The sequence below is a fragment of the Flavobacterium sp. genome, assembly GCF_024642105.1.
GTDB lineage: Bacteria > Bacteroidota > Bacteroidia > Flavobacteriales > Flavobacteriaceae > Flavobacterium.
Map to the genome: position 1 here is coordinate 1 of NZ_JAHEBT010000001.1, position 23,848 is coordinate 23,848.

A 23,848-nucleotide genomic window follows, 5' to 3' on the forward strand; every position below is an offset into this window, starting at 1 on the left:
ATTCAAGCTCTTCGTTTTCTGTCTGCAATCGTTGAAGTTCACTGCTCATGCGCTCCAATTCCTTGGAACGTTCCATTTCAGAGAACTTTCGCTGCACTAAATCGTTCACTTCCGCTTCGCCTAATCCAGAATAACCCGAAAGAGAACGTGGGATCTCATCGTCTACATCTGTCCATTCAAATGTCTTTGCCCAAATTAAACTACCAGAATCCTGATCTTTAAATTCAACTTTAACCTTATCTGGATTTTCAGATTTATCATAACTCCGAACCAGGTGTGAAAAGTTTGCTACATCTGCCTGATCAATACTATTGAGCTTCTTACCGTTTCGGTAGAAAACAGCATTAAACACCACATTGCTGTGTCCTTGTTTAGGAAAGGTTTGAATCATTTTCTGACTCACCTGTATGACATGATATATCTTTTTCTTACTCATTACTCCTTGACGATTTGGATAAACTCTACAATGGGAAATTCTATGGTGTTTGCTGGCAATTCAATGGCCACCAGGCCGCTAAACTCTTCAAGTCCTTCGAGTCCGTTTTGACTGGTTAGTACCTCTAAACTATTGGTGTCCGAAATAATCCGTGTACCAATGGGCAGCGCAAATGCATTGGTGAGCAATAAATACTCATTATATGCCTCAATTTCATATCTCAGCTTGCCAGGCTTTGTTACCACGTTTTTAAAACGCTGCAACTCAATTCCAATGGTTCGCTGTTTGAACTGTTGGTGAATGTGAATTAAGTGATCGAACATAATTGGTCTTGGTTAATTTCTTCACTTGTTAATTCATCCTCATCCTCTAAATGCTCTTCCCAAATACTTTCATCAGTTGGGTCTTGAAGCTTTTGAACCAATTCAGTAAATTCCTTTTTGGGTTGACTGTCCTTTGTTAATGGGCTACTTAAACGCTCTATGCAACGCAGATAAAGGCTCACGATGTAAGGCGCAAATACATTTGATTTCATAGTATCAACATATACACCCACCACTAATTGACCCCGCAGCAGCGCAACATCCAATGTTTGGAACTCATGCGATACTTCAGGTTCATAAAATGCTTGAGCTGAAACAGGTGTTACAATTGCTTCTTCCTTCAAACTATTAAACGAGGCGGCAAACCACCCAATTTCTGGGATGTACAAATCCGTTTGCACCCCTCGAACATGCACAGCTTTAAAACCTGTGCAGCGTTTTAGGTTGCTTGGTATTTTGTGTTGAAACCGAACAATTTGTCCTGGTCTTTCCACTTGAAGGCGAATGATATTGTAGCGTATTGCGGCCATGGGATTTATTTTTCATTGGTGAGCCACAAATAAATTTTCACTTCATAAGGATAGCCGTAGGTACTAAAACCAGTTTCTGAATTTGCTGCAAGACTAGCAAGATCAACTTGAGTTTGTCCGTCAGTAAAACGACCCTCAACGGTACTTCCAGCAGCATCCAAGTGCTCCTCAAAAAAGAAAAACTTCTTATTGGGAGCTACTTGGTTGCCACTAGTAAGCAGTTTCACCTCATGCACATCTTCAAAAATGTCCTGATTATTCACTTTCAACCCCAACAAGCATCCAGGAACAAGGCGTTCTTCAGGAATAGAGACATAAATGCCTCGAATTCTTGCGTACTGCTTGTCGGTTTGTGCATTGAATCGAAGGCTGTCTCCAGGCTTGGTAACAGTCACTCGAATTTGCTGAAACTTGTGGTTTTTCATGGTGAACTGGATTTATCGTTTACGCTTTAATTACTGCTGTTCCGCGAAGGATCGCCTTCAAATAAGAGTTTTGTGGAGCGTTAGCAGACCACTCAATGTTCAACTCAATGGATTGTTGGTCACGGATAATTTTTGGATTATCCAAGATCCACAAACCTTTAAATGTATCTTTTCCCGTAGTTTGAAACACCTCACAAGATGTGTTTGGTACCAATACAGTTCCATTGGCTTTGAATTCAAATTCACCATTGCGCATGTAATCTGGAACCACATCGTAGTTTACTGATCCAGGGGAGTCGTTGTTGTCTCCAACACCGCCTAACAACTGTAATCCATACAACAAGAAGTAGTTTCCTTTCTCCAACTTTCCGCTAGAGATGTTGCTCGATCCAACAACCTTGTTGTCGTCATCTTTGAACATTTTGATGACTTTTGAGCCACTGATAGTTTTCACCACGTAATAAGCGGTATCAACGGCTTGCAACGATTGATTTGCCAATCCAACTTGGATTTCCTTTGGCAACATTGAGATGCGCTTTTCAAACTCTGCGCGAGAGCGTGAGCCTGTTGCATTGGTTGCAACACGCGTTTGGTTCTGCATTTTGCGGAACAGTTTTTTCTTGTCATTAGGGCCACTAAGGTCAAGGGCTTGCAAAAAGTCATCTTCTGACATTGCACCTAGTAAGTTGTACTCACTGTTTTCGATTTGTCCGAGCGTTAACATATTTCTGATTTTTTAATTGTTTATGAATAATTATTTAGGTTAGATGATTTCGATGTAGGCCAAATCCTCTTCTGAAACACCTTCCACCATTGCTGAATGAGAGGAGAATTCTTCAGGATTGTAAGAGGTTGGAGAAGACAAAGCTGGTAGATCAGGATTGTAGCGTTCTACTGACAAGTTCATGGGTTCGCGATACACGGTTGGTTCTCCCAACCCGTCTATGCCATTGAAGCTAAAGTCAGAAAGTCCAGCCAATAAGTCCTTTTTCAAGAATACTTTTACACCAGAGAGTAAACCCGATGCGCCAACACCCGTTGCCAACATTTTCATGTTTGGGTCTTTTAGCATTAAGTTTCCAGCAGTACCAACACCCAAAAGGACAATTGGTCGAGCAAGTGCTTTGGCATTAAATCCAGTTGCTGTTGCATCTACATTCAATACTTTGTCAATCATTTTTCCGCCCAACGAGCCGATAACAACACCGCCAGTGAGCATAGCCAAGGTTTTGATTTCTCCCATCACAGCTTGGCTACTGATTTTGGTTTTTTTGGTTTGAGTTGCCATGGTTTGCGTATTTATTGATTAAAATAGTTTTACAGGGGTAATATTTTTTTTACTTCTCCCTTTTACAGTGCGGCTTGAAGTCGTTGTTTTTTTAGGAAGCGTTTTTCTAGTCGTGGTTGCTGGTTTTCGTTTGGTGCGATAACCAGATAAGCCCGTTGCCTTTTTCTTTGGCTTTACCAATTGATAAATTCCAAAGGCAAGTAAACCACCGCCGATTACAGCAGGTACAGGATTGGTTTTAATGAAGTTCATAATACCACCTCCGCTAGCTTTTGGTGTAACAGAGGGATCATTAGTTGTTGTGGCAGGAGCCAACGATGTTTCAGGTTGAGTAGTTAAAGCCATTTTTTCTATTGCATTTGGATCAGTTTCTTGGAATTCAGCAGCCGCTTGAGCAGCTCCTGGATCAGCGTTAACCTCATTGGTTAACGAATTCATATCTACGTTTTCATCCTTTCCGATGAGTCCAGATTCTTTTAATATTTTTATGGTAGCAATGATCACGGGAGCGGCAGCAGCAATCACCGTTGCGGAGGCTGGATCACCTAAATAACCCGACATTTGTTCTTCTACATAACCACTAAGATTTCCTGCACGTCCTTTTAGTATTGCATTTTTTAAAGCCACTCGGCTTCCTTGTAGTTTGTCAGCAAATAGCTTTTCAACCTTCACCAAGGCATCTTTACTTTTTTGCCAAGTGGTAGCAGAAACATTCTTTGCAGCAGCCTGTTGCTGTGTTCCGTAAGCCCATTTGAGCTTGGAAGCCATTTTGCCCAGGTTTAATTTCATGGCAAGCAGAAATCCTCCGCGAGCTGCAATAGAAAGTGGATTGAATTTTACAACTGCTTTTACAGCAACTTTTGCGGCTTGACCCACTTTTTGACCAACGGTTTTTACTGTCTTTTTTACATTGGTAAAAAATCCTTTTACGTTGATTCCACTTAAGGCTAAATCATCTGGATCGTAGTCTAGTCCATTCATGGCATTTACGCCATTCTGCAAATTCAATTGCGCTTCGTTCTTGGCGAGTATATCTAGTGCCTCATTGCGCTTATCGGTGTACCAATATTGAATGGCATAGTCTAGCATTTTAATCAATGCCTGGGGGTCATCCACTGTTGAAACCAAACTTGGATTCTGGGCTACAGCATTGCGTGTTGCGACTAAATTTTGATAAAGTTTATCTAAGTCTGATTGATTGGTTGTGGCTCCCAGGCCAATGCCTGAAAGAGAAGTTGCCATCACTGCCTCATAGTGGTCATTTCCTGAAATGCCACTAAGTACAGCTACATTTATGCCTTTTAGATTCATAGTGTAATCCATTTTATCGGTGTATTTTTTTTCATAATTGAATTCAGAAACCACAGCATCAATCACACAATAGTTATTGGCTCCAGCTATTGGGACAATCACATATACATGTTGCCATGAATCCTGACTATATTTTGTAATTCGAAAGCTGTGAGGAATTTTTAAATTGGTGAGAATGCTTGAGGTAAAAATGCTCATGCAATCACAGTCAACACCCGTTGAACGCTCGGCCCATGATCTTGCTGGTCTTCGCAATTGTTCAAGTCCACGTTGATCCAATTTGTATTGAATAAAGTTGTGGATGAATTCCCAAATAGCTTGACAGGTCTCATGGGTGGAAGGCCGCCTGAGTAATGGAGCGATTCGCTTGGTGTCGTCAAGGTATTTCCAAACGACTTTCTCCATTAACTCAACAGTATCCGTTACTTCGCCATCTTTGATAATGACACGGTCACGCTCATCAGGTGGCGGGAAATACGTATTATAGCGGCTTCCATCCTTGATGGCACGATAACCACTGGTAACAGTTTTGCTTGGTATATGTGCGAGTGCCCTCATTAGATAATTTTGCTAGGTTCTGATTCATAAAAGAGCCCATTTACATAGGTGGAAAAAGACATTTCAATAGGAATACCGAGTTGATCAATCAAGTTCTTTTTGTTCCCTGATTTAAACGCGGTAATCACTGCTGGAACTTTTGAAACAATGTTGGAAATAAGCCCCGAAAGGGTCATCCAATTAATTTGAAGTTCAATGGTGTCAATTTGAGTAACACCGAGCGGTTTGATAATAATTTCCTTGTTTTCCGCATTGGATTGGGACAACAATTTCCCTTTACTTTTTACGCTTACAACGGGTTTCGTAATTTTTACAGAATCTTTTGAAGGGTTGTTGATTGCTACTTCGGTGCGAAATGATAATCCTCCTAAATTGATAGCATGAACACGTGGATTCACCAACGAAATATTGGTTTGATCCCCTACGTTTTGCATTTTTAGTAATCTAACAATGCCATAAACCGCAACGGCTCCAAGTGTTATGCCAACCAATTTATTCATTGTCGTCAGCAGATTTTTCGTTAAAGAATTGATTGAGTTTGCGCGAAGCCGCGTCTAAGAGCTTCTTAACCACATATCCAGCAACAGCTGATGCAGAAGCATAAATAATAACAGTGGTCAGTCCTGGTAATGTTATCGCCAGTAATAAAGGCTTAGCGGAAATTGCTTTGCCAACGCCACCGACAACCCCTGAAACGGTCGTAAATAATGCAGTATGTGTGTGATGTTGCATGAAGTCTTGTATCGATTAGGATACAAACTTCTGAAATGAAAAACTGTGTAAAAGGCGGAAGAGGGTGTGTAAATCTCTAAACGGGTGTATGTAAATATTTGAGGGTAAATTGTTACATTTGTGAACAATAAATTTAAAAATACATCTGTAATTGCAAAAAGAATAAAACGAAACAAAGTCTCGCATATCACTCCATTATTGTATGACTATGAGAAGGTTTGTTCTGGGTATACACAAGTTAGGCAATATTTAAACAAACCATATGGCAACACCATTCAATTCTGAAAAAATAATCATTCAACAAATCAATAATGTTGACTTTAGTACTTTTCTTGTCGGATTTGATTTAAATGATCTTGGCGAAAAAGAATATAGAATAAAACCATTAGTAACTAAATTAACTCATGTAATACATGAATTTGCTTTTGGATTCCATGAAGATACACAAACGGTCAATACAGAAACACTAAGCAAATTAACTGATGCCGCAAAATCAATTTACAAAATTGACTCATTTCAGAAAGTAAAAGATATTTATGATAACAATGGTACAATTGATGATGATTTAGAAGATAAATATCTGAGGAGAGGAGAATTTGGAGAATTAATTTTGCATTTACTTTTAAGAGATTTTTATAAAACAATTCCTTTATTATCTAAAATATATTTTAAAGATTCATTAGGACATGCAGTTCATGGATTTGATTCAGTTCATATTCAAGAAGAAACGCAAACATTATGGCTTGGCGAATCCAAGATATATACTGATGGCAAAAGAGGAGTAAAAGAACTGGTAAATGATATAAAAGAGCATTTTAAATCAGATTATCTAGACTCAGAGTTTATTTTGATTTCTAAAAAATTAAAACATTTAGATAATATTACTCAAAAAGATTATTGGTTAGACCTTCTAACAGATTCAAGAACTTTAAAAGAAAGACTAACAACTATAAATATTCCACTTTTATGTACATACCAATGTGATTTGTTTTCAATTCACGATGACGAAACTAAACAAGAATTCATTGATTCCTACGTGAATGAAATGAATGATATAAAAAAATATTTTGATGGGAAAAATGACCATCCATTAAAAGCAAACCTTAATATTATCTTGATATTATTTCCAGTACAGAATAAAACAGAGTTAGTTAAGGCGATGCATAATAAAATCTCATTATTGCAAACACTTGGTGAATAATGGAAGAAACTATCAACTACATAGAAAGCACTGATAGAATAAACTTTGAATCCACTTTCAATATTTACAAGTATTGTTCTGCTCTAATCGTTGAAGATGAGCAAAATGCTCAAAAACTTTTAGTTAATATTTTAGGTAACAAATCCAAATTTGAACCCAATTTAGATTTTGTCTTAGCCGACTTAATTGAAGGGGTAGGATTTTATCCTTATATCAAAAAAGAAGATTTGAAAATTACATCTACTGACGCTTTAATCCGAAACGCTTATCATCAATCTGATAATCTTGATATAGTACTGCATGAAGACCAGAAATACCTACTTTCATTAATTAATTCAGACAAAAATGTAATTGTCAGTGCTCCAACTAGTTTTGGAAAAAGTCTACTTATCGAGGAAATTGTAGCAACAAGCAAATTCGAGAATATTATTGTTATTCAACCAACTTTAGCCTTACTTGATGAAACAAGAAGAAAGTTGATGAAGTATGATGATAGGTATAAGTTAATAGTCAGAACTTCACAAGAGCCGAGTATTGAAAAAGGAAACTTATTTTTGCTTACAGCAGAAAGAGTCAATGAGTTTAAGAATCTTCCTAGAATTGACCTTATTATTATTGACGAATTTTATAAGTTGAGTGCAAAAAGAGATGATGAAAGGGCAGACTCGCTTAACAACGCTTTCAATTATGTTCTAAAAACATTCAATCCTAAATTTTATCTTTTAGGCCCAAATATAGATTCCATTTCAGAGGGATTTACTGAAAAGTATAATGCTATTTTTTACAAAACAAAATCTTCCTTAGTAGACACAAAGTCAATAGATATTTATTCTAAACATAAAGATTATTTTGACAAACCAATTAAGTTCAAAGAATATAAAGAAAATATCCTTTTTGATTTATTGATTAGTTTACAAAATGAACAATCAATAATTTATTGTTCATCTCCAGCAAGAGTCAGATATTTATCAAGCCAATTTTTAAAGTATTTAATTGAAAAAAACTATACTAAGACAAATGATAATTTAGATATTATTGAATGGATTAAAATAAATATTTCTGCTGAATGGAGTCTTTTGGATTTACTATCATTAGAGATAGGTATACATGATGGAGCGTTACAAAAACATATTACAACGACAATTATTGATTATTTCAATACTCAAAAAATAAAGTATCTGTTTTGTACTTCGACAATAATAGAAGGTGTAAACACGAGTGCAAAAAATATTATTTATTATGACTCTACAAAAGGAAGAAGAACACCAATAGATTTTTTTGATTATTCAAATATTAAAGGTAGAGCTGGTAGATTGATGGTTCATTATATTGGCAAAATATATAATTTTAATGAAATACCAGAAAACAACCAAGTTGTTATAGACATACCATTTTTTGAGCAAAATCCTATTTCTGACGAGGTGTTAATTAACCTTGAAGATTTAGAAGTCAAAGATTCAAATAAAGAACAATTAAATCGTATTAATGAGTTACCTCCTAATGAAAGAAATTTAATAAAGCAAAATGGAGTACAAGTTTTTGGACAAAAAAATATCATTGATACAATACGAACTGAACTTAAATCTAAGTACCACTTAATCAGTTGGAGTAATTACCCTACTAAACAACAATTAGAATATATTCTAGGTTTAGCTTGGAACAATTTACTAAAACCAAATGAAACTGTGAGACCAATGACTCTCAATAAATTAGTAACGGTGACTCAAATTTATGGATATAATCAGAATATTTGGAATCTAGTAAATAGCACTTTTAGTTATTTTAAAGGACTTAAGGAATTTGAAAGTATACCTGACAATGAAATAATGGATGAAGCAATAAGAGATAGCTTTCAAGTCTTAAAACATTGGCTAGAATACAAAGTTCCTAAATGGCTATCTGTAATAAATTCAATTCAGGAATTCGTTTGTAGTGAAAGTGGTTTAAAGCCAGGAAACTACACCTATTTTTCTAATCTAATTGAGAATGATTTTATAAGAGAAAATTTAGTAATCCTTAGTGAATATGGTATACCCACTTCTGCAATTAGAAAACTAGAAGATATCATTTCCGCTAAAACCCCTCAAGAAGAAGTAATGAAAATTATTAAATCAGAAAGACTTTTTGACAATAAAATATTTATAGAATATGAAAGGAATAAACTAAAAAATAACTAAACATCGCCTAACACGGATTTGGCAAAATGGCGGGTTCGGTGCTAAATTGAACATTATTACTTAAATGAAAGTAAGTGTTTCAAAATCCGCCACTTCGCCAAGCTTCGAAACGTTAAATAAATCATGGCTCCCCAAACTCCTCAACAATTACCTTCACATGGGCTGGCGTCAGTAATCGAAGACCTGGCTTGTAACCCAAGCTTTGAAGCATTGGCAAAACCGCGTCACTTAATTTGATCCATCTGCGTAATTGAGCACTCGCACTTTTCTTTGATATGTTCGGAAAATAGAGCTGTGCAAGCTCACCATAGCCGTATGATTTTATTCTAAATTTCTCTTCCATTTTCTAAACTGGTCTAATTGGGTATAAAAAAAGCCCTGGGGTTTCCAGGGCTTTAAGTTTAAAACGACATTGCTAATCGACTTCCTATCTTGGTGGATAGTCGCTCCATATCTTCACCTACTTTTTTATCTACGATTCGGGCATAGTGCTGGGTGCTTGTAATGTTTTTGTGTCCAAGCATTTTACTTACACTCTCAATCGGCACACCATTCATCATGGTCAACGTAGTTGCAAACGTGTGGCGAGCGATGTGATAAGACAACTTCTTGGTAATGCCACAGAAGTCGGCAATCTCTTTCAGGTAGGCATTCATTTTTTGATTGCTCATAATGGGCAAAATAAGGTCATCTGCTTCGAGCAAATCCAATTGAACATACTTGGCAATGATTTGCATCGGAACATCCAATAATGGCACGTTTGCACGTCCGCCTGTTTTTTGCCTTTTGGTTTTAATCCAATAGCCAGCTTCATTCCGTTCAATCTCACACCGTTTGAGTTTTTTCACATCTGCATAAGCCAAACCTGTAAAGCAAGAAAACACGAAAAAGTCCCTTACCCTGGTAAGTCTTTCAAATGACGAGTTGTATTCCATGATGGACTTTAATTCATCTTCGGTCAAATAGGGGCGATCAACCTCTTTCATTGTAAGGCTGATTCCTGCAAATGGATCCTTCAATATCCATCCATGGCGAAGGCAGCGATAGGTGATCCTTTTAAGATTTTGAAGAAATTTGTTGGTAGTATTAAAATTGCAACCCTTTTCCGTTTTCAAATACATACCAAATTCAGTAACCATGTAATGGTCGATTGATTTAATCGGTACATCGCTTACTTTGTATTTAATTCTAAGGAAATTGGAGAAATGATTTTTGGCAGCATTGTACTTTTGGCAAGTAGCATAGGTACTTTCCTTACCAATTAACTTACGAAGTCCTTCAATATGGTCTTCCCAAATTTCAATAATCATTTTGGCTTTTGCTGTGTTTACTCCGAGTACCGCATCTCGCAAAAGTTGCGGAGTAACGGTATCGTGCATGGTAATAAGCTCGCTGTACTTCTGGCGAGTTCGGGTGATCACGGAATCAATGTAATCATTGAATTCACGAGCTTCGTGAGAGCGACCAATTACTTTGGCGCGTTTAGAATCCCAGTCTTTGGGCTGTAGACTTCGCTGGAGCTGTAAAACTACACGTTCTCCATTGATGTTGATTTTCATTAGAACGGGAACTTCACCGTTCTTCTTTGCTTTTGTTCTGCTGATGTAAACAACCAGCGAGAAGTTTGATTTTTGACTTGACGACATTTGGCACTAATTTTTTACGTTGTGCCCCCCTTTATTGATGTTACAAATTTACGTTTCCAAAGGAGAAAATAGTCGCCTAACTCATTGTTTTTCAGTCTTATTATGTCTATTAGCGTCTAACTGCTTGGTTTCTTTTTTGGCTTCTAAAAAAAGAAACCCGCTAAGAAACCAAAAGTATAGACAAACCTAGACTTTTTTAGAATTTGAAGAACATAAAAAAAGCGCGTAAAACCTTGATTTTACACGCTTTTAGACTGTTTTAGACAATCTGTCTGCGGAGAAAGAGGGATTCGAACCCCCGGACCTGTTACAGTCAACAGTTTTCAAGACTGCCGCATTCGACCGCTCTGCCATTTCTCCAATATGTTGCTACCATTTTCGTGGTTGCGAGTGCAAATATAAGTGCTTTTTTTGGTTATGCAAATCTATTTGAATAAAAAACACATCAATTTTGAAGTAGCTTTTTTAATTGTTTCATTTTCTTTGTTTTAGAAAATAAAAAAATCGTTTATTTTTTATCTATGCGATTAATAATTGACGTGTTCAATGATTTCAAGTCCATAACCAATCATTCCAACGCGTTTACTTTGGCTCGTATTAGTTACTAATCTGATTTTAGAAATATCTAAATCGTGTAGAATTTGTGCGCCAATGCCAAAATCTTTAGTGTCAATAATAATTCGAGGTGCTTGCATTTCGCCTTCAGTTTGTAATTGTTTCAATTCGGCAATACGACTTAATAAGTTGACTGATTGCATGTCTTGATTGATAAAAATGACAGCTCCTTTTCCATTTTCATTGATGGTTTGGAACATTTTATCCAAATGATGTTCAGCATTGTGGGTTAAAGTACCTAATAAATCATTATTTACTTGAGATGAATTAATGCGAGTCAATACAGGTTCACCTAAATTCCAAGTGCCTTTGGTCAAAGCAATATGTACCTGCTTGTTAGTAGTTTGTTCATACGCACGCAGCCTGAAAGTACCAAAACGAGTTTCGATATCAAAGTCTTCTTTTTTGACAATTAAACTATCGTGTTGCACACGATACGCTACTAGATCTTCAATAGAAACTAATTTTAAGTTAAATTTTTTAGCCACTTTAACTAATTCAGGTAAGCGTGCCATGGTACCGTCTTCGTTCATAATCTCTACAATAACACCCGCTGATTTGAATCCTGCTAATCTTGCAAAGTCAATAGCCGCCTCTGTATGTCCTGTTCTTCTTAAAACTCCACCTTGCTTAGCAATTAATGGAAATATATGTCCAGGACGTGCCAAATCGTGAGGTTTGGTATCTGGGTTGACTAATGACAAAATTGTTTTGGCTCTATCTGCTGCTGATATTCCTGTGGTTACTCCGTTGCCTCTTAAATCTACCGAAACCGTAAATGCGGTTTCCATAGGATCAGTATTATTTGACACCATTACGTGCAATCCTAATTCTTTACAACGACTTTCAGTCAATGGAGCGCAAATCAAACCACGACCATGAGTAGCCATGAAATTAATCATCTCTGGTGTTACTTTTTCGGCAGCAGCTAAAAAATCGCCTTCATTTTCTCGATTTTCATCATCTACTACAATGATAACTTTGCCTTGTCGGATATCTTCGATAGCTTCTTCGATAGTATTGAGATGTATTTTTGTCGTTGTCATTGTGTTTAATTTTGAGGAGGAAATATTTTTTTAATTATTTTTTGGAATGGTGCCAATATAACATCCATATTGATTAATCCTATGTCATTTGTAGCTCGATAGGTAAGAAGTATTGCTAATGGGGCTAAAATGAAAGAAGACATCCAAGTGCCTAAAAAAGGAGTCAAACTACCTTCTTCTGCTAGTTTTTTTCCAAAGGTATTGGTAAAATGAAAAGAAATAAAAATCAACATAGCAAAAACTACAGGAAGTCCAAGTCCTCCTTTTCGGATAATAGCTCCTAATGGGGCACCAATAAAAAACATTAAGAAACATGCAAAAGCAATTACAAATTTATCATGTAAGGCAATCAAATGAGCGTCAATATTTTGTTGTTTCACTTTGAATTCGGTAGTAGAAGTTTCAATAGAATACTTGACGCTTTCTAAATTGCTATTGGCTAAATTTAAAATGTCTAATTGTTGTTGAGGTGTAAATAGATGTAGTAAATTAGACTGAAATTGGTTCTTTATTTTTTTGGGTTTAATTGTTGGTTGTACCATTTTTTGTACACCAACTCTTTGATTAATATTTTCTGTAAAAGACACGACATCATTCTTAAATGTTTTTTGTAGAGAATCTAACGAGTATCGCAACTCGCTTGATGTTAACATCGTACTTGTATTTGTGATATTTTCGTTACTGACATCTACTTTATTAAATTCGGATATGTCAATGTTTATGATGTTTTTCTTGAAGGCACTCTTAACGAATGGCATTTTAGGTCGGTCTTCATAATTTTTAGGAATAACATCTTCATAATAATTACCTTCATTTAAAACCATTTGAAGGGTATTAGCTCCTTCTGCACTAACTAATTTTCCATTTTTGGCTTTGATAACAACACGACTTCCATCTCCCTGATCTGATTTTTTATGAATAGTAATTCCTGTTAAGATATTGCCATTTTCTCCAGATTTTTTGTTGACTTTAATGTTATACAATCCCACATCACTGAATTGCCCCTCAGTAATAGCTAAGGCAGGCTTAGCTTGTGCGATGTTTTTTCTAAAATTGATAAACTTGTATTCGGCATAAGGCAAAACACTATTAGCAAATACAAAGGCAGTAATACTAAAAACAAAAATTAAGATAAATAGTGGTTGTAAAGTACGTCGTAATGAAATACCAGCAGATTTCATTGCGGCTAATTCATAGTTTTCTGATAGGTCTCCAAATGACATTATGGAGGCTAGTAAAATTGACAAAGGCAGAACTAATGGAACTAATCGAGGCATTGAGAACAGCAAAAACTGGATAATCATGGATGTATCTAAGTCTTTACCTGCTAATTCGGCAATTAATAGCCAAACAGTTTGCAAAATGAATATAAAAAAAAGGATTACAAATACTACCGTAAATGTAATCAGGAATGTTTTTAGAATGTATTTGTCAATTATTTTCACCTAGGAATTAATCTAATGAATTGATGTAGTAATTGGGATATTTACTCTTGACAAAGGTAAATTGATTTTTTGACAAAGGTTGGTTGGTTTTAAAAGAATTAACAGTTAGGGTAGTTTTCGTTCCTTTTTTACCAATTTCGATCAAATTGTAGATGTTTTTGGTTTGGCTATCAATTCCTAATAAAATCTCTTTTCGTTGATCTTTGGAACTGATTGGAACTAATTTTACATATTGAATTTTTCGTCCTTTAATTGTAACAACTTCGTCTAAATTGTATTTGTATCCTGAATTAAAAAAGGTCAACATTTTTGAAGGAGTGACAGCAGTATTATCATTTTCATCTACTTTTGAAATAGTGACTTCTTCGTCCTCAGGAACGATAGTATAGTTTTTTTTGCCATCAAAAATTTTAGTTACCCCCATAAAATTTAGCACATATTGATTTCCTTTTAAAATAACATTTCCTTTACTGTCTTGATTGATATTTTCTTTGGTATTTGAAAGGGAATATTTAAAATCGATTAGTATGGAATTATAACTTTTTACTTTAGCCGAAACCTGATCTAAAAGCGCTTTAGCTTTTTTATCTTGTGCTTGAGAAGTACAGCCCAACACTAGTAAAGTGATGAATAATAGTTTTTTAATCGTATTCTTGTTTTGCATTTGGGGATTAATTTTGTTCGTTGTTGAAAAACTCATCTAGAGCCATCATATCTGAGATATTAACGTTACGTGCTTTACTTCCTTCAAAAGGACCTACAATACCAGCAGCTTCTAATTGGTCAATTAAACGTCCCGCTCTATTGTAACCTAATTTCAGTTTTCTTTGTAATAACGAAGCCGAACCTTGTTGTGCGTTCACAATAATTTCAGCCGCTTCTCTAAATAATGAATCTCGCTCTGAAATATCAATATCAAGATTGATGCCAGTTTCTTCTCCAACAAACTCTGGAAGTAAATAAGCAGTAGCGTATGCTTTTTGTGAACCAATAAACTCAGTGATTTTTTCTACTTCTGGCGTGTCGATGAAAGCACATTGTACTCGAACGACATCATTTCCATTAGAATATAATAAATCCCCACGACCAATCAATTGATCAGCACCTTGAGTATCTAAAATAGTTCTCGAATCAATTTTTGAAGTTACTCTAAATGCAATTCGAGCCGGGAAGTTGGCTTTAATTAATCCCGTAATTACGTTTACTGACGGACGTTGTGTTGCAATAATTAAGTGTATTCCAATCGCACGCGCTAATTGTGCCAAACGCGCAATAGGTACTTCTACTTCTTTGCCAGCAGTCATAATCAAATCGGCAAACTCATCCACCACCAAAACGATGTAAGGCAAAAATCGGTGACCGTTTTCAGGATTTAATTTTCTCGATTTGAATTTGTCGTTGTATTCTTTAATGTTACGCACCATAGCGTCTTTCAATAAAGAATAACGGTTGTCCATTTCTACGCAAAGCGAGTTTAATGTATTAACTACCTTAGCATTGTCTGTAATAATAGCATCATCACAATCGGGTAATTTAGCTAAATAATGTCTTTCAATTTTATTGAAAAGTGTTAATTCTACTTTCTTTGGATCTACCAAAACGAATTTCACTTCAGCAGGATGCTTTTTGTATAAAAGCGAAGTCAATACAGCGTTCAATCCTACCGATTTTCCTTGTCCAGTTGCTCCAGCCATTAATAAGTGAGGCATTTTGGCCAAATCCACCACGAAAGTTTCATTCGAAATAGTTTTACCTAAAGCAATAGGCAATTCCATTTCAGCTTCTTGAAATTTGGTAGAACCAATTGCACTTTTCATAGAAACCATAGTTGGGTTCTTGTTTGGAACTTCAATACCAATCGTTCCTTTTCCTGGAATAGGAGCAATGATACGAATTCCTAATGCAGAAAGGGATAAAGCAATATCGTCTTCTAAGCTTTTGATTTTTGAAATACGAATCCCAGCTTCGGGAACAATTTCATATAAAGTTACCGAAGGACCAACGGTAGCTTTGATTTGTGCAATTTCAATTTTGTAGTTGCGAAGTGTATCTACAATTTTGTTTTTATTTTCTTCTAATTCTTCTTGGTTAATCGTAATTCCGCCACTTGAATATTCTTTTAACAAATCAATGGTTGGGAATTTATAGTTGGATAATTCCAAAGTAGGATCAAATAATCCAAAATCAGCTACTAATCGAGAGGCCAAATTTTCTTCAACAATATCCTCTTCTTCTGCTTTTTCAATTACAAAAGCTTCATCATTTGTTGTTATGATAGTTGGCTCTTTATGAACTGGAGGTGTTGTTGGGAATGATTGTGTTACAATCGGCTCAACAATCGGTTTTGGCAAAGTATCCAAGTTGATTTCAGAAGAAGAACTAATGGTTGGTTTTAATGCTTCTTTGTTGATTTCAAACTGCGAAGTTGTCGATTTTAAATGGATTCCATCTAATTCCTCGTCTTTTTCTTCCTCTACTGTTGGAACAGCATATTCTTCTAAGTTATAACTACTTTCAGTAGATTTCTCAGGACTAGCTGTTATTTTAGATTCGATTTCTTTTTTCGAATTTTCAATAAAATTATGAATGGATTCGGGAGATACTTTAATTTTAAAAATCAAGTAAATAACCAATCCGAAGATAAGCAATAATAGAGTTCCCGTTTTTCCAATATAATCTTGTGAAAACAAATTCATTTCATACCCAATGATACCTCCTAATTCAGGTGCTGAAGTAGCAAAGAATCCAAAAATTATGGAAACGATAATCATGGCAAATAAATCCCAAAACCAGGTGGTTCTTAATTTGCTTAAAGGCATTCCTAAAAACAAATACAAACCGGTTAAGAAAAATAAACGTACAAAAAGGAAAGAGGCCACACCAAAACCTTGGTACACCAAAATATCGGCTAAATAAGCACCAAATTTCCCTAACCAATTATCAACAGTAGTATTACGGTCAGCTAATTTAGCTACCGCACTTTGATCGGCTTGACCGTGAATATAAAAGGAAATAAAAGCAACTAATAAAGCAATTGAGAATAAAACCAAAAGGCTCCCGATTACGATTTTATTCTGCTTCGATAATTTCCAAGTTCTTGTTCCTGTAACTTCGGAATCGTTTTTTGTTTTCTTTGCCATTTTTCTTTCTGAAAAGTAGTAAATTTAGAATTTAGGGATGTAAATTATAGAACCAATTAGTATGGCAGTTAATGCAGCAAAAAACACTGCACCCGCGGCAATATCTTTGATAAATCCAATTCTCTCATGGTATTCAGGATGAATGAAATCAGCTACTTTTTCTACAGCAGTATTCAATCCCTCAACACTCATTACTAATCCTATGGCAAAGATTTGGAAAAGCCATTCAGTTGCAGTAATGTTAAAATAAAACCCAGCAATTGTCATCAAGATTCCAATAGAAAATTGAGTCATAACACTGTGTTCTGTAGTAATTAATTTGTAGGCGCCTTTATAAGCAAAAGTGACACTTTTTAATCGTCCTGAAACAAATCGATTGTCTTTTTGAAATTCCATTAATCAAGTATTATAGTACTGCTAAAGCAGCTTCATAATTCGGTTCGTTAGCAATTTCTTGCACTTGTTCTGTGTGTAAAACAACGCCTTTTTCGTCAATTACAATTACGGCTCTAGAATGTAAACCGGCTAAAACGCCATCAGTAATTTCTAAACCATTGGTTTTACCAAAACTTCCGTCTTTAAAATCAGAAAGATTGACTACATTCTCAATTCCTTCAGCACCACAAAAACGTTTCTGAGCAAATGGTAAATCTCTTGAAATACAAAGCACAACCGTATTGGTTAAATTAGCAGCGGTTTCATTAAATTTTCTAACAGATGCTGCACAAGTTCCAGTATCGATACTTGGAAAAATAGTAAGAATTACTCTTTTACCTGAGAAATCAGCTAGAGTAGCAATTGAAAGATCGTTTTTTACTAATTTAAAATCAGCTAGTTGAGTGCCAATTTTTGGCAATTCACCTGAAGTGTGTACAGGATTTCCTCCTAATGTTATAGTTGACATACTATGTGTTTTTAATTGAGTTTCAAAAGTATGAAAATTAATTCAAATTTTAGATTGAAGTGGTACTTTTTCTACGGATAGCTCTATTGTAGCATCAGAAAAGAATATAAAAAAAACGCACCCAATGCGAGTACGTTTGTTGTAACTTATTCTAAAGAATTCTATTTATCAATTGAACCCAAAACGCGCTTCATAAAAGTATTCAAAGCTTCTTTTTTATCCACTCCGTCTTTTACTAATTTTTGTACTTCTAAAGCACCATACATATTAGAAATTAATTCGCCAATAACATCTAATTCTTCATCTTTCAGAGAAGGGATTTCAGTCATAGCTTCTAGCACTTCAATAGTTTCAATAATATAATCTTGATCGTTTTCTTCGATGAATTGAGTCAGATGTTTGATAACGGGTAATTTCATAAAATAAAGGTGTTTTTCTAAAATTAGTAATAATTAAGCGATTTCGTTTACTAAATCAGCCAATACTTCTTGTTTGTTCGTTTGTGTTTCGTTTACTAATTTTCCGTTTACGAAAGTAGCAAAAGTAGGTAAGTTACTTACGTTAGCTAATTTTCTTGATTCAGGAGAATTTTCAGCATCTACCAATACAAAAGTTAATGCCTCATTTTCTGAAGCCAATTTTTTGAATTTTGGTTTCATAATTCTGCAATTTCCACACCAAGAAGCTGAAAACTGTACCACTACTTTTTCGTTTTTTGCTACTAAGTCTTGTAAAGTGTCTTCGTTTAATTCGATTAACATAGTTTGAATTTTTAATACCAATGGTGATATCAAATAACAATCTCAATAAGCTACTGAGATTGTTATTGTTTTTTGATATTGTAATTGATTTTGTTATTAGTGAGATCCTAAATAAGCAGCAGTACTGTTTCTATCAGCAGTCATTGCGTCTTTACCAGCTTCCCAGTTAGCAGGACAAACTTCTCCTTTTTCTTGAACGTGAGTGTATGCGTCAACTAAACGTAAATATTCGTTTACGTTACGTCCTAATGGCATATCGTTTACACTTTCGTGGAAAATTTTACCAGTCTCATCAATTAAGTAAGTAGCTCTGTAGGTTACGTTAGAACCTTCCACGATTACTGTGTCTAATTCTTCGTTGTATTCAGCACTCTCTACATCAAGAATTCCTAAGATATTAGATAAATTTCTTGTAGTATCAGCTAATAGTGGGTAAGTAACACCTTCAATACCACCATTGTTTTTAGGAGTATTTAGCCAAGCAAAGTGTACTTCGTTAGTATCACATGAAGCACCAATTACGATAGTGTTTCTTTTTGCAAATTCTGGTAAAGCAGCTTGGAAAGCGTGCAATTCCGTTGGACAAACGAAAGTAAAATCTTTTGGGTACCAAAACAATAGTACTTTTTTGTTGTTTTTTGTAGCTTCTTCAAAAATGTTGATTCTTAAATTATCTCCCATTTCAGAGATAGCATCTACAGTGATGTTTGGGAATTTTTTTCCTACTAATGACATATTTTTTGTTTTTAAGTTAAAAATTTATTGATGCAAATGTAATTCACTAATAAAGGTAGTGAAATAAATTTTAATTATTAATATTTATCAAACGATAATCGTTTGCTATTGAATGTAAAATTAAAACAATTAATCGTTTGATTTATAGATTTTTAATATTTACGGGAAGTTGTCCTTTGCAAACCGAATTATGAATAAATTGTTGGGCAGCCACTTCTTGAAAAACGTCAAAATCTTGGTAAGCCATAACAATTTCTTTGGCTAAAGCCAAGTTGGGTAGGACTTGCAGCGCATATGGATTTCCAAAAACATAGAGTACACAATTCTTAGTCGCTAATAATTCACCTAAATACTGAAGCACCTCCGTTTCAATTTCAAAATGATTCAAAGGTTTTGCTTTGGGTACAAATAAAGAAATCAAGAGCGTATCATACTTATTTAAAGTTTCTTTAAAATCTATTGGATTTTCTGCTGTTATCGAAAAAATAGGAGCTTGAAGAGAATGCGCTACTTTGGTTGCAAAACCATCCTTGTAAATACTCAATTGAGCCACTGATTTGTTTTTGTCAGCTTGTTGTATTCTAAATGGAATACTGTCTGATTTTACTTTAGTCAAGCAACTCGCAGCAATGTTACGATTTAATTCGGTGCTTATTGTAAAGTCCAAACTAGCATTGGTTTCGTCAGGGAATTGTTTGTTATTCTTTAGAATTCCCACTTTTTCTTTGTATTTCCAAATCCTTGCAAAACTTTCCTCAATTCGTTCTGCTGTGGCATTATTCAAAATGGTTTGAATTCCTTCGTTTACATTTTCAGCAAAGCATAAAATATCATTTCCTGCATTGAACGCTTCCCATTCTAATTGCCCTTTGGTTTGATATAAATCGGAAACGCTTTTCATATTTAAGGCATCGGAAATAACCAATCCTTCAAAACCCAATTGATTACGAAGCAGGTTTTCAATAATATTCTTCGATAAAGTGGCGGAAGTGTTTTTACCATCGTTTAAAGCGGGTACAGCCAAGTGACCAATCATTATGGAATCCACCTTGTTTTCAATGCCTTTGATGAACGGATACAATTCGTTATTCATCAATTGCTCTAAATTTTCATTCAAAATAGGCAATCCCAAATGCGAATCGACATTGGTATTTCCGTGACCGGGAAAATGTTTCAAACAGCCCAAAATTCCGGCGTCTGACATTCCTTTTAAATAAGCGTTGGCAAAAAGAGCCACCTTTTCTTTGCTTTCTCCAAAGGAACGGTACCCAATTACAGGATTGTCAGGATTATTATTAATGTCTGCCAATGGTGCTAAGTTGTACTGAATCCCTGCGGCTTTTAAGTCGTATCCGATTTGTTTTCCCACTTCGTACACCAAATCAATCTCAGATTCAGGTAAAGCGCCTAATGTTATGGCGTAAGGATATTGTGGTGTTTTTTCAATGCGCATGGCTAAACCCCATTCGGCATCAATGCTCATTAAAAGTGGAGTAGGTGCACATTTTTGATAACGTACTATTAGTTCTTTGAGCTTGGAGTAACTATCGTCATAAGTAACTACTTTTTGTTTGCTTTCATAATTCGTAGCAGCACTGGCGCGACTGTGAAAGAAAGTGAGTCCACCAATATTGTGGTTGCGAATCAAAGCTTCGGTAGCTTGAATGTTTTCTTCGGTATCGTTGATGAAGACCGCAGGAAAGAAAAATTGTCCTATTTTTTGCTCTAAAGTCATAGTTGATTTATTCGTTGGTGGCTGATTTCTTTCCGAAATCGGCAGGAAACACTAGAAATCGTGACAAGATTATTCCTGGAATTGTAGCACAAAATACCCAAATAAAGAAATTACCATATCCTAAATATTCTTGAATGTATCCGCTAATCATTCCTGGTAGCATCATTCCTAACGCCATAAAACCTGTAGCTAAAGCGTAATGCGATGTTTTTGACTCGCCTTCGGCAACATAAATTAAGTACATCATAAAAGCGGCAAAGCCAAAACCATAGCCAAATTGCTCTATGATTACTGCCAAATAAATAAACAACGTATTTTCAGGATGAAAATGAGAGAGTAGAATAAATCCAATAATAGGTAAGTGCATAATCAAAATCATCGGCAACATCCATTTGCCTAGTCCTTGTTTAGAAATGGCTATTCCACCCAAAGTACCTCCAATAAGTAATGCAATTACCCCAAAAGTTCCATAGATAATTCCAACATCTTCCGTAGTTAAGCCCATACCGCCTAGTTCTTTCGTGTCAATTAGAAAAGGAGTTAACATTTTCATTAATTGTGATTCGCCTAAACGAAATAAGAGAATAAATGCCAATACAATCCCAATTTGCTTCTTTTTGAAAAAGCTAGTAAAAACGGTAGCAAAATCTTTTTGTTGTTCCGAAGATTCAGTTCTAGTTTCGTTTTCCGAGATAGGAGTAGCAAATAAATTATACAATGTAATTGCTGTCATAAGGAGTCCAACAATAATCATAGTGTACGACCATGCTTTTGTTTTGTCTCCAAATTCAGTTTCTAAATACCCACCAATAATCACAATTAAGCCGTTTCCAGTTAACATTGAAAGGCGGTAAAATGTACTTCTAATTCCTAAGAAAAAAGATTGTTGGTCTTTGGAAAGAGCCAAAAGATAAAAACCATCAGTAGCTACATCATTCGAAGCAGAAGCAAAAGCCGCCACCCAAAAAATAGCTAAACTCAAAATGAAAAACTGACTCATTGGAATAGTAAATCCTACAATTAAAAAAGCAACAGCAATGAGTAATTGCATACTTAAAAACCATTTTCTTTTGGTACTATGCAAATCGATAAATGGACTCCATAACGGTTTGATTACCCAAGGCAGATAGAGTAAACTAGTATAAATACCAATGTCTTCATTACTGATGCCAAGGTTTTTATACATGATTACCGAAACTGAAATTATGATGGCGTATGGAAATCCTGAAGCAAAGTTCAACAAGGGAATCCAAAGCCAAGGGTTTTTCTCTGCTTTCATTTTGTATTTTTATTAATGTGTTTTTACTACAGCTATTGGTAGCTGTGTCATGATTTCTTTGCTTTCGTTTCCATAATAATCGATATAAGATAAAGCAAAGTTGGTTTTATTTTCGATAGTAGCTATTGGGACACGAATGGACAAATGATTGTTGTTTTTATGGATAAAAAATCGATCAATTATTTGACTAGGGTCGTCACTATCAATTATTGAGTTACCCTCTGTTCCATAAAAAATCACGTAGCGAACATTGTTTCGAGTAAGTTGCAAAGAAATGACTAACTCATTTTTTTCTTTTATAACGCTAGTTACTCTTGGAACATCAAAAACTAATTTTTTAAAATTAGGAACGGCAGCAGGAATTGCTGGAAATTTGTATTGATTTTCAGCTAGTAACTGAGTAACGTCTTGGTTTTTGTTAAGAAACCATTTGGCACTAAAAAAGGCATTTCCTTGTACATTATTGAAAGTACGCGTATAATCAATTTGATTCGGAATTTCAGTAGGCAAATCCCATTTTTTATCGGCATCTGATTTAATTTTATAGGTGCTATTTCCAATGTATACTGCACTATTTTTAGCGTTTTCAGACCACCATTTTAGCAATTTAGCATATGAAGCTTTTGGGTGATCCAAACTCCAATACAACTGTGGTAAAATATAGTCAATCCAATTGTTTTCCATCCAAACCAAAGGATCAGCATATAAATCATCATAATTGGTTTGTCCGGCTTGTGTGTCCGAGCCTCTTGGGTCTACTGATTTATTGCGCCAAACTCCAAATGGGCTAATGCCAAATTGTACCCAAGGCTTTATTTTCTTGATGCTTGTCGAGATTTGTTGAATAAAAGTGTTCACATTATTTCGTCTCCAATCGGCTAAAGTAAGACCATTTCCGTATTTGTTGAACGAAGCAGTGTCGTTAAATTTTTCACCATCTACCGTATACGGATAAAAGTAATCATCAAAATGAATGGCATCGATATCGTATTTTTGAACCACTTCTTCCACTACTTTTGTCAAGTGATTTTGTACTTCGGGTAGCGCAGGATTGTAATAGTATTTTCCAGCATATTTAATCATCCAATCGGGATGCTTAATCAAGTCGTGTTTTCGACTTAGTATTTCAGTATTGGCTCCTGATGTGGCACGGAAAGGATTTAACCACGCATGAAATTCAAAACCTCGGTTGTGAGCTTCAGTAATCATCCATTCTAAAGTATCAAAATAGGGTGAAGGAGCTTTGCCTTCTTTTCCAGTCAAGTTGCGTGACCAAGGCGCTAATTCAGAGGGATAAAAAGCATCACCATTACTGCGAATTTGAACAATCACTGCATTGTAATGAAGCTTTTTATACGATTCTAAAATTTCAATAAAATCGGATTTTTCTTTTTCAACACTATCGGTATTGTTTTTTGGCCAATCAATATTGGCTACGGTTGCAATCCAGACGGCTCTAAATTCGTTTTTAGGATATATTATTTTACTTTGTGCTGTGCTATTGGTAATAGAAAGTAGCGTAAATAAAAAAGCAAAAGTAAAGGACTTGTAATTCATCATT

General features: G+C 35.3%; 25 protein-coding genes and 1 tRNA gene. 2 read left to right on the plus strand and 24 right to left on the minus strand.

Annotated features, from left to right (window positions below):
- From Q0L65_RS00005 to Q0L65_RS00045, 9 genes are all read right to left on the minus strand, one after another.
- Window positions 1–436: hypothetical protein (locus tag Q0L65_RS00005; RefSeq protein WP_296682130.1), on the minus strand; the 436-nt coding region annotated here is incomplete at its 3' end.
- Entirely contained in the window at window positions 436–759 is a 324-nt protein-coding gene (locus Q0L65_RS00010) for a hypothetical protein (protein WP_296682131.1), read from the minus strand. The genes Q0L65_RS00005 and Q0L65_RS00010, both read right to left, overlap by 1 nt.
- The gene (locus Q0L65_RS00015; RefSeq protein ID WP_296682133.1) at window positions 744–1,289 is read right to left on the minus strand and encodes a hypothetical protein; all 546 of its coding nucleotides are present in this window, start codon (window positions 1,287–1,289) and stop codon (window positions 744–746) included. The genes Q0L65_RS00010 and Q0L65_RS00015 overlap by 16 nt, the downstream gene beginning before the upstream one ends.
- 5 nt (window positions 1,290–1,294) lie before the next feature.
- The gene (locus Q0L65_RS00020; protein WP_296682134.1) at window positions 1,295–1,714 is read right to left on the minus strand and encodes a hypothetical protein; all 420 of its coding nucleotides are present in this window, start codon (window positions 1,712–1,714) and stop codon (window positions 1,295–1,297) included.
- A 19-nt stretch (window positions 1,715–1,733) separates the two neighbouring features.
- The gene (locus Q0L65_RS00025) at window positions 1,734–2,315 is read right to left on the minus strand and encodes a hypothetical protein (RefSeq protein ID WP_296682136.1); all 582 of its coding nucleotides are present in this window, start codon (window positions 2,313–2,315) and stop codon (window positions 1,734–1,736) included.
- A gap of 162 nt (window positions 2,316–2,477) precedes the next feature.
- Window positions 2,478–3,002 (minus strand): hypothetical protein, encoded by a 525-nt coding sequence (locus Q0L65_RS00030; RefSeq protein WP_296682137.1) that lies wholly within the window; start codon window positions 3,000–3,002, stop codon window positions 2,478–2,480.
- Between the two features lie 18 nt (window positions 3,003–3,020).
- Complete coding sequence (locus tag Q0L65_RS00035) at window positions 3,021–4,871, minus strand: transglutaminase-like domain-containing protein (protein ID WP_296682139.1); 1,851 nt, start codon at window positions 4,869–4,871, stop codon at window positions 3,021–3,023.
- Window positions 4,871–5,371: a hypothetical protein gene (locus Q0L65_RS00040; protein ID WP_296682140.1), complete on the minus strand. Its 501-nt coding sequence runs from the start codon at window positions 5,369–5,371 to the stop codon at window positions 4,871–4,873. Before Q0L65_RS00040 ends, Q0L65_RS00035 begins: the two co-directional genes overlap by 1 nt.
- A complete protein-coding gene (locus tag Q0L65_RS00045) occupies window positions 5,364–5,603 on the minus strand; it encodes a hypothetical protein (protein WP_296682142.1) in 240 nt (79 codons plus the stop codon). Before Q0L65_RS00045 ends, Q0L65_RS00040 begins: the two co-directional genes overlap by 8 nt.
- Window positions 5,604–5,865: 262 nt before the next feature.
- On the opposite strand from Q0L65_RS00045, the gene Q0L65_RS00050 reads away from it, so the two are divergent.
- Together Q0L65_RS00050 and Q0L65_RS00055 are read left to right on the plus strand one after the other, a co-directional pair.
- Complete coding sequence (locus Q0L65_RS00050) at window positions 5,866–6,804, plus strand: DUF1837 domain-containing protein (protein WP_296682143.1); 939 nt, start codon at window positions 5,866–5,868, stop codon at window positions 6,802–6,804.
- Window positions 6,804–8,981: a DEAD/DEAH box helicase gene (locus tag Q0L65_RS00055; RefSeq protein ID WP_296682144.1), complete on the plus strand. Its 2,178-nt coding sequence runs from the start codon at window positions 6,804–6,806 to the stop codon at window positions 8,979–8,981. Before Q0L65_RS00050 ends, Q0L65_RS00055 begins: the two co-directional genes overlap by 1 nt.
- Before the next feature lie 121 nt (window positions 8,982–9,102).
- Here Q0L65_RS00055 and Q0L65_RS13960 read toward each other — a convergent pair whose 3' ends face one another.
- The 15 genes from Q0L65_RS13960 to Q0L65_RS00125 all read right to left on the minus strand — a co-directional run bounded on the left by Q0L65_RS13960 (window position 9,103) and on the right by Q0L65_RS00125 (window position 23,847).
- Complete coding sequence (locus Q0L65_RS13960) at window positions 9,103–9,324, minus strand: DUF4248 domain-containing protein (RefSeq protein ID WP_366051060.1); 222 nt, start codon at window positions 9,322–9,324, stop codon at window positions 9,103–9,105.
- Window positions 9,325–9,382: 58 nt separating this feature from the next.
- Complete coding sequence (locus Q0L65_RS00060) at window positions 9,383–10,627, minus strand: site-specific integrase (RefSeq protein WP_296682146.1); 1,245 nt, start codon at window positions 10,625–10,627, stop codon at window positions 9,383–9,385.
- Window positions 10,628–10,902: 275 nt separating this feature from the next.
- Window positions 10,903–10,987, minus strand: a tRNA-Ser gene (locus Q0L65_RS00065).
- 167 nt (window positions 10,988–11,154) lie between these two features.
- On the minus strand, window positions 11,155–12,288 hold the full coding sequence (gene ribB, locus Q0L65_RS00070) for a 3,4-dihydroxy-2-butanone-4-phosphate synthase (protein WP_296682147.1): 1,134 nt from the start codon (window positions 12,286–12,288) through the stop codon (window positions 11,155–11,157).
- Between the two features lie 5 nt (window positions 12,289–12,293).
- A complete protein-coding gene (locus Q0L65_RS00075) occupies window positions 12,294–13,733 on the minus strand; it encodes an LptF/LptG family permease (protein ID WP_296682149.1) in 1,440 nt (479 codons plus the stop codon).
- 7 nt (window positions 13,734–13,740) lie between these two features.
- Complete coding sequence (locus tag Q0L65_RS00080) at window positions 13,741–14,397, minus strand: outer membrane lipoprotein carrier protein LolA (protein ID WP_296682151.1); 657 nt, start codon at window positions 14,395–14,397, stop codon at window positions 13,741–13,743.
- 7 nt (window positions 14,398–14,404) lie between these two features.
- The gene (locus tag Q0L65_RS00085; RefSeq protein WP_296682153.1) at window positions 14,405–16,873 is read right to left on the minus strand and encodes a DNA translocase FtsK; all 2,469 of its coding nucleotides are present in this window, start codon (window positions 16,871–16,873) and stop codon (window positions 14,405–14,407) included.
- 24 nt (window positions 16,874–16,897) lie between these two features.
- Window positions 16,898–17,269 carry a diacylglycerol kinase family protein gene (locus Q0L65_RS00090; protein ID WP_296682155.1) on the minus strand — a complete coding sequence of 124 codons (372 nt, stop codon included), beginning with the start codon at window positions 17,267–17,269 and terminating at the stop codon, window positions 16,898–16,900.
- Window positions 17,270–17,279: 10 nt separating this feature from the next.
- The gene (tpx, locus tag Q0L65_RS00095) at window positions 17,280–17,777 is read right to left on the minus strand and encodes a thiol peroxidase (RefSeq protein WP_296682157.1); all 498 of its coding nucleotides are present in this window, start codon (window positions 17,775–17,777) and stop codon (window positions 17,280–17,282) included.
- Window positions 17,778–17,938: 161 nt separating this feature from the next.
- Entirely contained in the window at window positions 17,939–18,196 is a 258-nt protein-coding gene (locus Q0L65_RS00100) for a hypothetical protein (RefSeq protein WP_296682159.1), read from the minus strand.
- A 33-nt stretch (window positions 18,197–18,229) separates the two neighbouring features.
- Entirely contained in the window at window positions 18,230–18,538 is a 309-nt protein-coding gene (locus Q0L65_RS00105; protein ID WP_296682160.1) for a thioredoxin family protein, read from the minus strand.
- A gap of 96 nt (window positions 18,539–18,634) precedes the next feature.
- Window positions 18,635–19,273: a peroxiredoxin gene (locus Q0L65_RS00110; protein WP_296682162.1), complete on the minus strand. Its 639-nt coding sequence runs from the start codon at window positions 19,271–19,273 to the stop codon at window positions 18,635–18,637.
- Window positions 19,274–19,415: 142 nt separating this feature from the next.
- Window positions 19,416–21,008, minus strand: coding sequence for a glycoside hydrolase family 3 N-terminal domain-containing protein (locus Q0L65_RS00115; protein WP_296682164.1), 1,593 nt, complete (start codon window positions 21,006–21,008; stop codon window positions 19,416–19,418).
- A 7-nt stretch (window positions 21,009–21,015) separates the two neighbouring features.
- Window positions 21,016–22,287: an MFS transporter gene (locus Q0L65_RS00120; protein WP_296682167.1), complete on the minus strand. Its 1,272-nt coding sequence runs from the start codon at window positions 22,285–22,287 to the stop codon at window positions 21,016–21,018.
- Between the two features lie 12 nt (window positions 22,288–22,299).
- Window positions 22,300–23,847 carry a family 10 glycosylhydrolase gene (locus tag Q0L65_RS00125; protein ID WP_296682169.1) on the minus strand — a complete coding sequence of 516 codons (1,548 nt, stop codon included), beginning with the start codon at window positions 23,845–23,847 and terminating at the stop codon, window positions 22,300–22,302.
- Window position 23,848: the final 1 nt, after the last annotated feature.